This window comes from Hyphomicrobiales bacterium, assembly GCA_016710435.1.
GTDB lineage: Bacteria > Pseudomonadota > Alphaproteobacteria > Rhizobiales > Aestuariivirgaceae > Aestuariivirga.
In genome coordinates this window covers 2,831,260-2,847,105 of record JADJVV010000001.1, presented here as the reverse complement: position 1 = coordinate 2,847,105, position 15,846 = coordinate 2,831,260, and the positions used below count along the sequence as shown (strand labels likewise).

10 protein-coding genes are annotated in these 15,846 nt (G+C 61.3%); 3 read left to right on the top strand and 7 right to left on the bottom strand.

Annotation, left to right across the window (positions count from 1 at the left end; all coding sequences use genetic code 11):
• Window positions 1-17: 17 nt before the first annotated feature.
• The 3 genes from fusA to rpsL are packed head-to-tail and all read right to left on the bottom strand — an operon-like array spanning window position 18 to window position 2,954.
• Window positions 18-2,090: an elongation factor G gene (gene fusA / locus IPM06_13815; protein ID MBK8771499.1), complete on the bottom strand. Its 2,073-nt coding sequence runs from the start codon at window positions 2,088-2,090 to the stop codon at window positions 18-20.
• Window positions 2,091-2,099: 9 nt separating this feature from the next.
• Entirely contained in the window at window positions 2,100-2,570 is a 471-nt protein-coding gene (rpsG, locus tag IPM06_13810; GenBank protein ID MBK8771498.1) for a 30S ribosomal protein S7, read from the bottom strand.
• A 12-nt stretch (window positions 2,571-2,582) separates the two neighbouring features.
• Window positions 2,583-2,954, bottom strand: a complete 372-nt coding sequence (gene rpsL, locus IPM06_13805) for a 30S ribosomal protein S12 (GenBank protein ID MBK8771497.1) — start codon at window positions 2,952-2,954, stop codon at window positions 2,583-2,585.
• Between the two features lie 440 nt (window positions 2,955-3,394).
• On the opposite strand from rpsL, the gene IPM06_13800 reads away from it, so the two are divergent.
• Window positions 3,395-4,399 (top strand): phosphatase PAP2 family protein, encoded by a 1,005-nt coding sequence (locus tag IPM06_13800; protein ID MBK8771496.1) that lies wholly within the window; start codon window positions 3,395-3,397, stop codon window positions 4,397-4,399.
• On the opposite strand, the gene IPM06_13795 is transcribed toward IPM06_13800, so the two are convergent.
• Both IPM06_13795 and IPM06_13790 read right to left on the bottom strand, forming a co-directional pair.
• Window positions 4,396-5,010: a hypothetical protein gene (locus tag IPM06_13795; GenBank protein MBK8771495.1), complete on the bottom strand. Its 615-nt coding sequence runs from the start codon at window positions 5,008-5,010 to the stop codon at window positions 4,396-4,398. The two genes, IPM06_13800 and IPM06_13795, sit on opposite strands and share 4 nt — an antisense overlap.
• A gap of 3 nt (window positions 5,011-5,013) precedes the next feature.
• Window positions 5,014-5,829, bottom strand: a complete 816-nt coding sequence (locus IPM06_13790; GenBank protein ID MBK8771494.1) for a hypothetical protein — start codon at window positions 5,827-5,829, stop codon at window positions 5,014-5,016.
• A gap of 191 nt (window positions 5,830-6,020) precedes the next feature.
• Here IPM06_13790 and IPM06_13785 point away from each other — a divergent pair, with 191 nt between their 5' ends.
• Together IPM06_13785 and IPM06_13780 are read left to right on the top strand one after the other, a co-directional pair.
• The gene (locus IPM06_13785; GenBank protein MBK8771493.1) at window positions 6,021-6,422 is read left to right on the top strand and encodes a VOC family protein; all 402 of its coding nucleotides are present in this window, start codon (window positions 6,021-6,023) and stop codon (window positions 6,420-6,422) included.
• Window positions 6,423-6,566: 144 nt separating this feature from the next.
• Window positions 6,567-7,313, top strand: a complete 747-nt coding sequence (locus tag IPM06_13780) for a sulfite exporter TauE/SafE family protein (GenBank protein ID MBK8771492.1) — start codon at window positions 6,567-6,569, stop codon at window positions 7,311-7,313.
• 54 nt (window positions 7,314-7,367) lie between these two features.
• Here IPM06_13780 and rpoC read toward each other — a convergent pair whose 3' ends face one another.
• The gene (rpoC, locus tag IPM06_13775) at window positions 7,368-11,537 is read right to left on the bottom strand and encodes a DNA-directed RNA polymerase subunit beta' (GenBank protein MBK8771491.1); all 4,170 of its coding nucleotides are present in this window, start codon (window positions 11,535-11,537) and stop codon (window positions 7,368-7,370) included.
• Window positions 11,538-11,610: 73 nt separating this feature from the next.
• Window positions 11,611-15,738: a DNA-directed RNA polymerase subunit beta gene (gene rpoB, locus IPM06_13770; GenBank protein ID MBK8771490.1), complete on the bottom strand. Its 4,128-nt coding sequence runs from the start codon at window positions 15,736-15,738 to the stop codon at window positions 11,611-11,613.
• Window positions 15,739-15,846: the final 108 nt, after the last annotated feature.

Sequence of the window (15,846 nt, the reverse complement as noted above, 5' to 3'; positions counted from 1 at the left end):
TCCGTTCTCAAAACTGATTAGGCGTATTTCTTTTTGACTTCTTCGGCCACGGCGCCCGGAACCTGGGCATAGTGGTCGAACTGCATCGTGTAGGACGCGCGGCCCTGGCTCATGGAGCGCAGGTTGTTGATGTAACCGAACATGTTGGCGAGCGGCACAAGCGCGTTGATGATGTTGGCGTTGCCGCGCATCGAGGTGCCGACAATCTGGCCGCGGCGGGAGTTCAGGTCACCGATCACGGAGCCAACGAACTCTTCCGGCGATGTCACTTCCACCTTCATCATCGGCTCGAGCAGCACTGCGCCAGCCGTGTCGAAAGCTTCGCGCATCGCGGCGCGGGTTGCGATTTCGAAGGCGATCGCGGATGAGTCGACTTCGTGGTAGGCACCGTCGATCAGCGTCACCTTCATGTCCACCACCGGGAAGCCGATGAGCGGACCAGACGACAGAACCGAGTTCAGGCCCTTTTCGACGCCGGGGATGTATTCCTTCGGCACCGTGCCGCCGACGATCTTGGATTCGAAGGCATTGCCTGCGCCCTTTTCGTTCGGCTCGATCTCGAGGATGACGCGGGCGAACTGGCCCGTACCACCGGTCTGCTTCTTGTGGGTGTAGTCCTTCGTCACCTTGCGGGTGATGGCTTCACGATAGGCGACCTGCGGGGCACCCACCTGCACTTCCACCTTGTGGGTGCGCTTGAGGATGTCGACCTTGATGTCGAGGTGAAGTTCGCCCATGCCCTTGATGATCGTTTCGCCGGACTCGGAGTCGGTCGAAACGCGGAAGGACGGATCTTCGGCAGCGAGCTTGTAAAGAGCAACCGCCATCTTTTCCTGGTCGGCCTTCGTCTTCGGCTCGACCTTCATTTCGATGACGGGATCCGGGAATTCCATCTTTTCGAGAATGACGGGCTTGGCGGGGTCGCACAGCGTGTCGCCGGTGCGGCTTTCCTTCAAGCCCACGAGGGCAACGATGTCGCCGGCATGTGCCTCGGCAATTTCCTCGCGGTTGTTGGCGTGCATGAGAACCATGCGGCCTACACGTTCGGTCTTGCCGCGGGTGGAATTCAGCAGCGAAGTACCCTTGGCGAGCACGCCCGAGTAGATGCGGCAGAAGGTCAGCACGCCGTACTGGTCGTCCATCAGCTTGAAGGCGAGGAGAGACAGCGGTTCGGTGTCGGACGACTTGCGCGTCGTTTCCGAGTCATCCTTGGGATCGATGCCCTTGATGGCCGGACGGTCGAGCGGCGACGGCAGGTAATCCACGACGGCGTCGAGGAGAGGCTGCACGCCCTTGTTCTTGAAGGCCGAGCCACAGAGAACCGGGAAGAAGGCGCCGGTGAGGACCGCCTTGCGGATCAGCCGCTTGATGGTCTCGTTCGTCAGTTCCTTGCCGTTGAGATAATCGTCCATCGCCTGGTCGTCGAGTTCGGCGCAGGCTTCGACCATTTCGGCACGGGCAGCAATCGCGGCGTCCTTCAGGTCGGCCGGAATTTCAATGTCGTGGAACTTGGCGCCGAGCGCTTCGTCTTCCCAGACAACGCCGACCATGCGGACGAGGTCGATGAGGCCCTTGAAGTCGGCTTCAGCGCCGATGGGCAGCTGGATCGGAACCGGCTTGGCGCCGAGACGTTCCTTGATGTCCTTGATGCACTGCTCGAAGGAAGCGCCCGTCTTGTCCATCTTGTTACAGAAGACAATGCGCGGAACGCTGTACTTGTCGCCCTGGCGCCACACGGTCTCCGTCTGGGGCTCAACGCCCTGGTTGGAGTCGAGAACGCAGACAGCGCCGTCGAGCACGCGGAGCGAACGTTCGACTTCAATCGTGAAGTCCACGTGTCCGGGCGTGTCGATGATGTTCATGCGCTTGCCAGCCCAGATGGCTGTCGTGGCAGCAGACGTGATGGTGATGCCGCGCTCCTGCTCCTGCTCCATGAAATCCATGGTGGCAGCGCCGTCGTGCACTTCGCCAATCTTGTGGCTCTTGCCCGTGTAATACAGGATGCGTTCGGTCGTCGTCGTCTTGCCGGCATCAATGTGGGCCATGATGCCGAAGTTGCGATAGTCTTCGAGAGCGTATTGGCGGGCCATGATCTTCTCTTACCAGCGGTAGTGGCTGAAGGCGCGGTTGGCTTCGGCCATCTTGTGGGTGTCTTCGCGCTTCTTCACAGCGGTGCCGCGGTTGTTGGCGGCATCCAGCAATTCGCCGGAGAGACGTTCAACCATGGTCTTTTCGTTGCGGTTGCGGGCAGCGGTGATGATCCAGCGGATAGCGAGGGCCTGGCGGCGCTCGGTGCGGACTTCGACCGGAACCTGATACGTGGCGCCACCGACGCGGCGCGAGCGCACTTCGATCGCAGGGGCCACGTTGTCGAGGGCCTGATGGAACATCTGGACCGGATCGGCCTTGGCCTTGTTCTGGATGGCTTCGAGAGCGCCGTAAACGATGGTTTCGGCGACCGACTTCTTGCCCTGCTCCATGAGGTTGTTCATGAACTTGGACACGATCAGATCACCGAACTTCGGATCCGGGTTGATCAGACGCTTTTCTGCGCGATGGCGACGGGACATTTCTGACCTCTCTTACTTCGGACGCTTGGCGCCGTATTTGGAACGGCGCTGGCGGCGCTTCGGCAGGCCCTGTGTATCGAGCACGCCGCGGATGATGTGATAACGAACGCCGGGAAGATCCTTCACACGGCCGCCGCGGATCATGACCACGGAGTGTTCCTGAAGGTTATGGCCTTCGCCCGGAATGTAGCTCACCACTTCAAAACCATTGGTGAGGCGAACCTTGGCCACCTTGCGGAGAGCAGAGTTCGGCTTCTTCGGGGTCGTGGTGTAAACACGGGTGCAAACACCGCGCTTCTGGGGGCAAGCCTGCATCGCCGGCACCTTGTTGCGATAGGTGGGCTTCGTGCGGGCTTTGCGCAGCAACTGGTTGATCGTCGGCATTGTGCCTTATCTCTACCTTGGCAAAATTCTGCGAACCGGGGTTCAAACACGACAAAAAGCACGTGGATGGTCCGGTCCGGAACCTTCCAGTGCTCAAAACCAGAGGCCCTGCAAACCGGCCAGGTCTGGAGGGCGTGTTCTTGAATGTCTTTTCTTTCCTTCCGTGTCAGCGTTTCGTGAGCGCAAAGCTCCGACGGCCTGCAGTCTCGGAAGTTGGGGCGCTTCTACTGTCTGGCCACGCCGCCGTCAACAGTTTTGATTGCGCACGGATTTCTGCCAAAAAGGCATGACTTTCAGCCACTTATTGGCTCGAATACGACATCGTGCGTCGTTTTTGCGCCGCGCCATGATTGCTGCACTGCAGAATCGGCATGGTTTACAAATTGCTTACGCCTCCCCGGCTAGAACCATGGCAGTGAGTGCCGGGAACTGAGTCACGGATGGAACAGGTCAAGCAATGGGTGGACATGCCGAGCATGTCGCAGAAGGTCGCGGCTTTCTGCCTGCTCTACAGTGCCATGGCCTTCATCCTGTTTCCCAACACCTTCCTGGAGGTGCTGGGTGCCTATCCGATCCTGCGCTTCTATTTCCTCCTGCCGGTGCTGCTGCTGCTGGGGCTCGTGGGGGCGGCCATGTACCACGCCCCTGCACATCCGCTCTCGTTCCTGCGCTGGAAGCTCCGCACACGCGGTACGGGTGCCTTGGCGATCATGGCCGTGCTGGTGATCTCCGCCAGCGCCTTTACCACCCTGAAGCACGAATACTCCTTCATCGTTCCTTTCCATGCCGACGAGGTGCTGGCCGACATGGATGCGGCAATCCATTTCACCGACCCGTGGCGAATCACCCGGGCAATTTTCCCGGAGTCGCTCGATTCCATTCTTTTCGCTCTCTATTCGCAGCTCTGGTTCGTGGAGATTGCCGGCGTTCTGGTCTATGCGGCCTTCATTTCCGACAAGGACAGCCGTGACCGCTATTTCGTCTCCTTCGCTCTCAGCGTCATCCTGCTCAGTTCGCTGGTGCGGATCGCGGGCTCCTCGGCCGGGCCGGTATTCTACGACCGAATGATGGGCGGCGACCGTTTCGCCGACCTGATCGCGGCCTTGAAGGCCAGTCCTGCCGGGCCCAAGACGTTGGGGCTCACGGACTATCTCTATTCCGCTTACACCTCGCAGCACACGGTGCTGGGCACCGGCATTTCAGCCATGCCAAGCCTGCACGTGGCGCTCGCCTTCCTCAACGCCCTGTTCCTCGCCAGCCGCCACCGCATCGCCGGGCGTATCGCCTGGGCTTATGCCGGCATCATCCTGTTCGGGTCCGTTTACTTCGGCTGGCACTATGCGCTGGATGGCTACATCTCGATCCTCAGTGTGCTGATGATCTGGACCATCGCCGAAAGCGATGCCGAGGATTCGGAAGAAGAAGAACAGCAGGCGCCGGTCTAGGCTGCGGGCTGCTTGCAGGCGGGCGTCACCTTCAGGTCATCGGTGAAGGCTTCCGTCACCCAATCCGGCGCGCGCCAGCCAAAATCGTTTGCTTCCACATAGCCCTTCGCCGCCAGCCTGCTCACCATGCGGGTGAGATCGGTATCGATAAGGGTGCGCATGTTGACGGCCTTGATAAATTTGTCATCGTTCTTCAGCTTCAGGGCCTGCTCACCTTGCACACGATTGAGCCTGGCGAGTGTGTCTTCGCGCCGGCCAGCGGAATCCGTCTTGCCGGGTTTTGCCATGCCGAACTGGACACCGATCAGATAGCCCCACAGCTTGGCATCGTACTGGCGGCGAGATTGTTCATAGCGCGAGATGAAATAGACAAGATGCGCCTTCTCGCCCTCCCGGCACAGCCGATCGGTCTGGGAGGCAAGATAACATTCGAGCGCCAGATCATTACGCGCCTCATCCAGCCAGAGGCGTTCGCATTTCGAGGCGAGGACGGATTGCGGTGCTTCCTGCCATGGGAACAGGGGTGACGGCCCGAGACCCGGCAAATAGAATGTTCCGAACAGCGCAAAGCTGAGTGTGCTGGCGAGAAGGCGGAACTGGCCGAAGGTCATGGATCAATCCCTGTTGGGACAGGCGATCGTCTTCACCTTGCCAGCGCGTTTCAGCGCCGACGTGAGGAACTCCGGCTTGCCGCGGCTCATGTCCTTGGCAGTGATGTAACCGGCCTTGACGAGAGAGAAAGCCGCCGTCTCCAACTGGTATTCCGGCACCTTGCCGGCGCGCTGGGCCAGCATGTCATCAGTTGGCTTCATGATGTTGCCTGCAACGCCGAGTACCTTGTTCATCTGTTCGACCTGTTTCTTGTCCGAACCTTTCATGTGGTCGAGCTTGGCCGCTTCCATGCCCAACTGCATGCCTTGCGTCTGCAACTTGCCGATGGTCTTGAACGTGGCCATCATGAACTTGCGGTGCCAGACCTTGTAGTCCTGGTCGTAGCGCTTCATCGTGGCAAGCAGCGCATCGAACTCGCCCTTGTCACAGAGCCGGTAGACCTGACGCGTCATGTAGCAATACATCTGGTCGGTGTTCGGAAGATCGGCCTTCCAGTCTTTCCCGCAAACGGGATCAAGCACGGACCCGGAGAGAGCGACGCCCTCCTCCGTCTTGGCACCCAAGCCCCAGTTGAAGCCGAGGTCCGGCGTTTCGCCACCGATGAAAAAGAACGTGCCCATGCCCACGGTGAGACTTGCCGCAACGATGGTGGCGATGAACCCGGCATTGAGCGTCGTGCCCTCTTCCGCAGCGGTTTCATCTTCATGCATGTGGGGAATGGCGTAGCCGTATTCATCGTACTGGGTCTGGCGCGACTTGTTCATCGGACCGAGACGCTGCTGGATCTGGTCCAGCCGAATTTCATTCCGCGACATCATTGACCCCGCACCGCGACACACACATCTGGCACCACCTTAGATGGAGACGGTTAACTTCCGCTTAACGGTTTGAATTGTGGCAATCCACCGGGCGCGCTTGCCACAATGCAGCCCTTCTCCCGCCCCACGGCGCAGACAGTTTTCCGCCACGGCGACATGAATCAGAGTTTCTGAGCGAGGGAGAACACAAGATGACCATGCCGCAACGCCACTGGTGGCACGAACTCAACACCTGGGAGCCGGAAGCCGCGCTGGCCTTCTATGGCCGCACCCTCGGTTGGGAGTTCGAGCCCACAAGCCTGCCCGATGGATCCGGCTATTGGATTGCCCGCAAGGACGGGAAGCCCGTAGGCGGCGTTTTCGAACTGACCGCGCCGGATTATGAAGGCATCCCCTCTCACTGGATGACCTATCTCTCCGTCGACGACATCAACAAGGCGGAGGAAGACACCTCAAACTCCGGCGGCGAAGTGATGCGCCCACCCGTGGCCGTGCCCGGTGTGGGCAAACTCGCGGTCGTGACCGATGCGACGGGCGCCATGATCGGCCTCATCGAGCCAGACAGCGCGCATGCGCTGAGCGTGGTGCACTAGTTCCACTTTGTTTGTTGCGGTGTTGCGTACTGGCCCGGAGTGATCCGGGCCTTTTTGCTGCTGGTGCCAGAGCTGAGTCGCCGCTGGTGCAGCGCCTTCGCTGAATTCAGGATAGCGTCGCGCCGAACAGGAACGGGGCCGCGCATGCAACTGGATCTCTGGCTGGCCGTTGCCCTCGCCATCATCTTCCTAGCCGCCGTGGTGCGGGGATTTTCAGGCTTCGGTTTTTCGCTGCTGGCGATTTCAGCGCTTTCCCTCATCTATCCGCCGGCGCAAATATTCCCGTCAATCTTCCTCATGGAGATTGCGGCGAGCCTGCACCTGCTGCCCTCGGTGTGGCGTGACATACACTGGCGGTCCATCGTGCCGCTGCTTGCGGGGGCCGTGATCGGAACGCCTGCGGGTGTTTATCTGCTCAGCTCTGTTCCTGCGGCGCCCATGCAGATTGCATTGGCAATCTTTGTACTGGCTTCCGTCGCCTTGATGGGACGGGGTTACAGTTTCCGGGGCATGCCGGGGCATGGCTTGTCGCTGGTGGCCGGCGCTGCATCGGGAATCGCCAACGGTGCCTTCGGCATCGGCGGCCCGCCGGTGATCCTGTTCTATTTCGCCACGCCCGCAGGTACAGCGGCGGGCCGCGCCTCGCTCATCCTCTTCTTCCTGGCGCTGGATATGATTGGCCTCGTCTTCATGCAGGGCATGGCGGACCTGGTGACAGGCGAGACGATCATCCGTGCCGTGCTTTTTCTCCCGGCCCTGCTCGCGGGCATCTGGCTCGGCGGTCATGCGTTCAGGAGCGTGGATGAGGCGAAATTCCGCCGCATCATCCTGATGCTGCTGGCGGTGCTGGCGTTGCTCATCTTCACCAAGGCCATGACCGAACTCCTCTGACAACAAAAAAGGCCCGGATTGCTCCGGGCCTTTGATTTGATCTGTGTACGGACCTTATTCCGCAGCGGCCGGCGGCAGCTGTGTCTTGGTCTGCTCTTCGAGGATGAGCTTGTCGCGCTTGTCCGCCACCTGGCGGAGGCGCGAGAGCATGCCACCGGTGCCCGCCGGAATGAGGCGGCCCACGATGACGTTTTCCTTGAGGCCGTCCAGGGTATCGATCTTGCCCTGCACCGCAGCATCGGTGAGAACACGGGTCGTTTCCTGGAACGAGGCAGCCGAGATGAAGGAGCGCGTCTGCAACGAGGCCTTGGTGATGCCGAGGAGAACCGGCTGGCCGCTTGCAGGGCGAAGGCCCTCGGCTTCCAGCTTGACGTTCTCGCGGTCCAGTTCCTCGCGGTCGACCTGCTCGCCGACCAGAAGGGTCGACTCGCCGGCGTCGGTGATCTCGACCTTCTGCAGCATCTGGCGAACGATCACCTCGATGTGCTTGTCGTTGATGCTCACGCCCTGCAGACGGTAGACTTCCTGGATTTCATTGACGAGGTAGGAGGCCAGCTCCTCGACGCCCTTGATGGCGAGGATGTCATGCGGCGCGGGATTGCCGTCCATGATGTACTCGCCCTTCTCGATGAAGTCGCCTTCCTGCACCGGCAGATGCTTGCCCTTCGGAATGAGGTACTCGACAGCGTCGCGTCCCTCCTCCTGCGGCACGATCTTGATGCGGCGCTTGTTCTTGTAGTCGCGGCCGAACTCGATCTTGCCCGAGATTTCGGCGATGACGGCGGCGTCCTTCGGACGGCGGGCTTCGAACAGTTCGGCCACGCGCGGCAGACCACCGGTGATGTCACGCGTCTTGGCGCTTTCCAGCGGGTTACGGGCCAGCACGTCGCCGGCACCCACCTTCGAGCCCGGATCAACCGAGAGAACGGCATCCACCGACAGCAGGTAACGGGCATCGCCACCACGTGACAGCTTCTTCACTTCGCCCTTCTCGTCCTTGATGACGATGGCAGGCTTCAGCGAGGAACCACGCTGGTTGGAGCGCCAGTCGATGATGACGCGGTTGGTGATGCCGGTGGCTTCGTCAACCACTTCGTTCACCGACACGCCGTCCACCACGTCCTCGAAGGCCACGATGCCGTCCACTTCCGTGAGCGCGGGGCGCGTGTAGGCGTCCCACTCGGCGATGCGCATGCCGCGCTTCACCGCGTCACCCTGGTCGACGAAGAGGCGCGAACCGTAGCCGACCTTGTGGGTGGCGCGTTCGTTGCCCTTGGCGTCCTTGATGACCAGAGCCACGTTGCGGCCCATGACGACGAGCTTGCCGCTCGTATCCTTGGCCACGGCGCGGTTCTTGATCTCGATCGTGCCGTCCACGTTGGCCTCGACGTAGGAATCGTCAAGCACCTGGGCTGCACCACCGATGTGGAAGGTACGCATGGTGAGCTGCGTGCCCGGCTCGCCGATGGACTGGGCGGCGATGACGCCCACGGCTTCGCCCATGTTCACGGGCGTGCCGCGCGCGAGATCGCGGCCATAGCACTTGGCGCAGACGCCGAACTTGGTTTCGCAGGTCAGCACCGAGCGGATGCGGACTTCCGGAATGCCGGCCTTCTCGATCTTCTCGACATCGGGTTCCATGATCTCGTTGCCGTTCTCGACGAGAACGTCACCAGTCGTCGGGTCGGTCACGTCCTGCGCCGCGGTGCGGCCCAGAATGCGGGTACCGAGCGAGACGATCACTTCACCGGCGTCGATGATCGGACGCGTGGTGATGTAATGCTGCGAGCCGCAATCCTCTTCCGAGATGATGGCATCCTGCGCCACGTCCACGAGACGGCGGGTGAGATAACCCGAGTTTGCCGTCTTGAGGGCGGTGTCGGCGAGACCCTTGCGGGCGCCGTGCGTCGAGTTGAAGTACTCGAGCACCGAGAGGCCTTCCTTGAAGTTGGAGATGATCGGCGTTTCGATGATCTCGCCCGACGGCTTGGCCATGAGGCCGCGCATGCCGGCAAGCTGCTTCATCTGGGCAGGCGAACCGCGCGCACCAGAGTGGCTCATCATGTAGATCGAGTTGATCTGCTTCTCGCGCTTGGTCACCTCGTCCACCTTGACCGAGGAAATCTCGGCCATCATGGCTTCGGCGACGCTGTCGGTGCACTTGGCCCAGGCGTCAACGACCTTGTTGTACTTTTCACCCTGGGTGATGAGGCCGTCGATGTACTGCTGCTCGAACTCCTTGGCGGCTTCACGCGTCTGCGCGACGAGCTGTTCCTTCTTCTTGGGGATGACCATGTCATCCTTGCCGAAGGAGATGCCCGCCTTGTAGGCGTTGAAGAAGCCGAGCGCCATGATGCGGTCGGCGAAGATCACCGCTTCCTTCTGGCCGCAATGACGGTAGACCGAGTCGATCATGCGCGAGATTTCGCGCTTGGTCATGAGCTTGTTGCAGAGATCATAGGTGATGTTCTGCGCCAGCGGCAGGAGTTCGCCAATGCGCAGACGGCCCGGCGTCGTTTCCACGATGCGGTTGCGCACCTTGCCGTCCGCCGCGGTGTCCTTCACGCGTGCCTTGATCTTGGCATGCAGTGTCACGACGCCATTGGCGAGAGCATGCTCGACTTCCGAGAGCGATGCGAAGGTCTTGCCCTCGCCCGGCTCGTTGTTGTGCATGATCGACAGATAGTAGAGGCCGAGCACGATGTCCTGCGACGGCACGATGATGGGCTGGCCGTTCGCCGGGTGGAGAACGTTGTTGGTCGCCATCATCAGCACGCGGGCTTCCAGCTGGGCTTCCAGCGACAGCGGCACGTGCACGGCCATCTGGTCGCCGTCGAAGTCGGCATTGAAGGCGGTGCAGACGAGCGGATGCAGCTGGATGGCCTTGCCTTCGATCAGCACGGGCTCGAAGGCCTGGATGCCGAGGCGGTGAAGCGTCGGCGCGCGGTTGAGGAGGATCGGATGTTCGCGGATGACCTCGTCGAGGATATCCCAGACTTCCGGCTTTTCCTTTTCCACGAGCTTCTTGGCCTGCTTCACCGTGGTGGAGAGACCCTTGGCTTCGAGGCGCGAATAGATGAACGGCTTGAACAGTTCGAGCGCCATCTTCTTCGGCAGGCCGCACTGGTGCAGCTTCATCTCGGGACCAACGACGATCACCGAGCGGCCGGAGTAGTCGACGCGCTTGCCGAGCAGGTTCTGGCGGAAACGGCCCTGCTTGCCCTTGAGCATGTCGGACAGCGACTTCAGCGGACGCTTGTTGGCGCCGGTGATGACGCGGCCACGGCGGCCGTTGTCGAAGAGTGCGTCAACAGCTTCCTGCAGCATGCGCTTTTCGTTGCGCACGATGATGTCAGGCGCCTTCAGCTCCATCAGGCGCTTCAGGCGGTTGTTGCGGTTGATGACGCGGCGATAGAGGTCGTTCAGGTCGGAGGTGGCGAAACGGCCACCATCGAGCGGCACGAGCGGACGCAGTTCCGGCGGGATCACCGGAACAACGGTGAGGATCATCCATTCCGGACGATTTCCCGATTCCATGAAGTGCTCGACGAGCTTCAGGCGCTTGGCGATCTTCTTGGGCTTCAGGTCGCCGGTGGCAACGCGCAGGTCTTCGCGCAGCTGTTCCTTCAGCTGTTCGAGGTTGATCGACATCAGCATGTCGCGCACGGCTTCGGCGCCGATGGCAGCGGTGAAGCTGTCCTCGCCGTAGTCTTCCTGGGCCTTGAGGTATTCGTTCTCGCTCAGCAGCATGTGCTGCTTGAGTGGCGTCAGGCCCGGCTCAACGACAATGTAGTTCTCGAAGTAGAGGATGCGTTCCACATCCTTCAGCGTCATGTCGAGCAGCGTCGCGATGCGGCTCGGCACGGACTTCAGGAACCAGATGTGGGCAACGGGGGCCGCAAGCTCGATGTGGCCCATGCGCTCGCGCCGGACCTTCGAAAGAGTGACTTCCACGCCGCACTTTTCGCAGATGATGCCCTTGTACTTCATGCGCTTGTACTTGCCGCACAGGCACTCGTAGTCCTTCACGGGGCCGAAGATGCGCGCGCAGAAAAGGCCATCCCGCTCCGGCTTGAAGGTGCGGTAGTTGATGGTCTCGGGCTTCTTGATCTCGCCGAAGGACCAGGAGAGGATCTTCTCCGGGCTGGCGATCGAAATGCGGATCTGGTCGAAGACCTGAACCGGGACTGCAGGGTTGAAGACGTTCATGACCTCTTGGTTCATGTGTCCTGTTCTCCTCTTTGGCGGCAGTGCCGCCCTTTAAACGTGTGGGCTCGAAACGCGTGGTGTGAAAGTCTTACTCGGCTGCTTGAGCGGGTGGTCCGCCTTGCGCACCCTGCCCGCTCTGCAGCTCGACGTTCAGGCCGAGTGAGCGCATTTCCTTCACAAGAACGTTGAAGCTCTCCGGAATGCCCGTTTCGAAGGCGTCGTCGCCACGTACGATGGCTTCATAGACCTTCGTGCGGCCGGCAACGTCGTCCGACTTGACGGTGAGCATTTCCTGCAGCGTGTAGGCCGCGCCGTAGGCTTCAAGCGCCCAGACTTCCATTTCGCCGAAGCGCTGGCCACCGAACTGCGCCTTGCCGCCCAGCGGCTGCTGGGTGACGAGCGAGTACGGGCCAATGGAGCGGGCGTGGATCTTGTCGTCCACGAGATGGTGCAGCTTCAGCATGTAGATGTAACCCACGGTGACCTTGCGGTCGAACTTCTCGCCGGTCTTGCCGTCGTAGAGTTCGATCTGACCCGAGGTCGAGAGGCCGGCATCGGTCAACATCTTGGCGATGTCTTCCTCGCGGGCGCCATCGAAGACCGGCGTGGCAATCGGCACGCCCTTCTTCACGTTCTGGGCGTATTCCACGATCTGCGAGTCATCCATCGCCTCGATCTCGGCATTCTTGCCGTAGATGTCGACGAGGCCGTCACGCAGCGGCTTCACCTTCTCCGTCTCGCGATAGACTTCCAGCATCTCGCCGACCTTGCGGCCCATGCCTGCGCAAGCCCAACCAAGGTGGGTCTCGAGAATCTGGCCGACGTTCATGCGCGAAGGCACGCCCAGCGGGTTCAGAACGATGTCCACCGGCGTACCGTCGGCAAGATAAGGCATGTCTTCCTGCGGAACGATGCGGGAGACGACACCCTTGTTGCCGTGACGGCCGGCCATCTTGTCGCCCGGCTGGATCTTGCGCTTCACGGCGACGAAGACCTTGACCATCTTCATCACGCCGGGCGGAAGTTCGTCACCGCGCTGCAGCTTTTCGACCTTGTCCATGAAGCGCGTTTCGAGCGCCTTCTTGGAGTCGTCGTACTGCACCTTCATGGCTTCGAGTTCGGCCATGGCCTTGTCGTTGCCAAGGGCGATGTTCCACCACTGCGAGCGCGGAATGTCGTCCAGCTGCGCGTTGCTGATCTTGCCGTCCAGCTTGTGGCCGCGCGGTCCTGACGTTGCGATCTTGCCGGACAGGAAGTCCTTGAGACGGCCGTAGGAGTTGCGGTCGAGGATGTTCATTTCGTCGTCGCGATCCTTGGCGAGACGCTCGATTTCCTCGCGCTCGATCGACAGCGCACGTTCGTCCTTGTCGACGCCATGGCGGTTGAAGACGCGCACTTCGACGATGGTGCCGGACACGCCGGGCGGCAGGCGCAGCGACGTGTCGCGCACGTCGGAGGCCTTTTCGCCGAAGATGGCGCGCAGCAGCTTCTCTTCCGGCGTCATCGGGCTCTCGCCCTTCGGCGTGATCTTGCCGACGAGGATGTCGCCCGGCTTCACTTCGGCGCCGATGTAGACGATGCCCGCTTCGTCGAGATTGCGGAGGGATTCTTCACCGACGTTCGGAATGTCGCGGGTGATTTCTTCCGGGCCAAGCTTCGTGTCGCGCGCCATCACATCGAATTCCTCGATGTGGATGGAGGTGAACACGTCGTCCTTCACGATGCGTTCCGAGAGGAGGATCGAATCTTCGAAATTGTAGCCATTCCAGGGCATGAACGCGACGAGCACGTTCTGGCCGAGGGCGAGATCGCCAAGCTCCGTGGACGGACCATCGGCGATGATGTCGGCAGCCCCGATCGCGTCACCCACGCGCACCAGCGGACGCTGGTTGATGCAGGTGGACTGGTTGGAGCGCTGGAACTTCGACAGCGTGTAGATGTCGACGCCGGGCTTGGACGGATCGGTCTCTTCCGTGGCACGGATGACGATGCGCTTGGCGTCCACCTGGTCCACCACACCGGCGCGGCGCGCCGTGATGGCGGCGCCCGAGTCGCGGGCGACCACGGCTTCCATGCCCGTGCCCACGAAGGGCGCGGAGGAACGCACGAGCGGCACGGCCTGGCGCTGCATGTTCGAACCCATGAGGGCGCGGTTGGCGTCGTCGTTCTCAAGGAACGGGATCAAGGCCGCGGCGACAGAGACAATCTGCTTCGGAGACACGTCGATGAAATCGACGCGGTCGGCCGGCATCGGCAGCACGTCGCCGTGATGGCGCACGATCACCAGTTCATCAGCGAACCTGTTGTCCTTGGTGAGGGCAACGTTGGCCTGTCCGATGTAGTACTTCGACTCTTCGATGGCCGAGAGGTACTTCACCTCGTTGGTCACCTTGCCACCCACCACCTTGCGGTAGGGCGTCTCGATGAAACCGTACTTGTTCACGCGGGCATAGGTGGCCAGCGAGTTGATGAGGCCGATGTTCGGGCCTTCCGGCGTTTCGATCGGGCAGATGCGGCCGTAGTGCGTGGTGTGCACGTCGCGGACTTCGAAGCCGGCACGCTCACGCGTCAGACCACCCGGGCCAAGGGCCGAGAGGCGGCGCTTGTGGGTGATTTCCGAGAGCGGGTTGGTCTGGTCCATGAACTGCGAAAGCTGCGAAGACCCGAAGAACTCGCGCACGGCGGCGGCCGCCGGCTTGGCGTTGATCAGGTCATGCGGCATCACGGTGTCGATATCGACGGACGACAGGCGTTCCTTGATGGCGCGCTCCATGCGGACGAGGCCCAGGCGGTACTGGTTCTCCATGAGTTCGCCCACCGAACGCACACGGCGGTTGCCGAGGTGATCGATGTCGTCCACGTCGCCCTTCGAGTCGCGCAGGTTGTGAAGAACCTTGATGACTTCGAGGATGTCGTCCTTGCGCAGCACGCGGATCGTGTCCGGCACGTCCACTTCGAGGCGCATGTTCATCTTCACGCGGCCCACGGCCGAGAGGTCGTAGCGCTCCTGGTCGAAGAACAGGCCGTTCCACAGGGCTTCCGCACCTTCGCGCGTCGGCGGTTCGCCGGGGCGCATGACGCGATAGACTTCCACGAGCGCCTGCTCGTAGGTTTCCACCTTGTCGGCCTTCAGCGTGTTGCGGATGTAGGCGCCGGTGTTGATGTGGTCGATGTCGAGCAGGTTCAGGGTCTTGAAGCCCCGGTCCTTGAGACCGTTCAGCGACTTTTCGGTCAGTTCGTCACCGGCTTCACCGTAGATTTCGCCCGTTTCCGGGTTCACCAGTTCGTCGGCGAGATAGTGGCCGTAGAGGTCTTCGTCGCGCAGCAACAATTCCTTGGTGCCGTCTTCCGCGATCTTGCGGGCGAGGCGCGGCGTGATCTTCTTGCCGGCCTCGACAACGACCTGGCCGGTCTTGGCGTCGATGAGGTCAACGGCGGGCTTGATGCCCTTGAAGCGGTCGGGATTGAAGGGCGTCTTCCAGCCTTCCTTGCCCATGGTGTAGGGCACGGACTTGTAGAAGGTGTGGAGAATTTCCTCGGCGTGCATGCCGAGCGCATAAAGCAGCGTCGTCACCGGCAGCTTGCGGCGGCGGTCGATGCGGGCGTGGATGATGTCCTTGGCGTCGAACTCGAAGTCCAGCCACGAGCCGCGATAGGGAATGACGCGGGCGGCGAACAGGATCTTGCCGGAGGAGTGGCTCTTGCCCTTGTCATTGTCGAAGAACACGCCGGGCGAACGGTGCATCTGGGAAACGATGACGCGCTCGGTGCCGTTGACGACGAAGGTGCCGTTCTTGGTCATGAGCGGAATGTCGCCCATGTAGACGTCCTGCTCCTTGATGTCTTTGACCGACTTGGCCTGGGTATCGGGATCGACTTCGAACACGATGAGGCGCAGCGTCACCTTGAGGGGTGCCGCGAAGGTCATGCCGCGCTGCTGGCATTCATCGACGTCGAACTTCGGCGCTTCGAATTCATAGCGCACGAACTCGAGCACCGCCTGGCCGGCGAAATCCGAAATCGGAAACACCGACTTGAACACCGACTGCAGGCCTTCGTTCAGGCGTCCGCCGGCCGGTTCCTTCACCTGAAGGAACTGGTCGTAGGATTCGCGCTGCACCTCGATGAGGTTCGGCATCTCGGCAACTTCGATGCCTTTGCCAAACACTTTGCGGATGCGCTTGCGGCTTGCTGCAGTCGTACGGGTATCGGCCATCTTGTCTTCCCTGTCACAACGATTTCAAATAAGCGCGCCTGAGACGCGCCAAACGGCTTGTTCGAAAACCCGGCGCCGGACCTTCAAACAAACCGTCGTCATTCACTG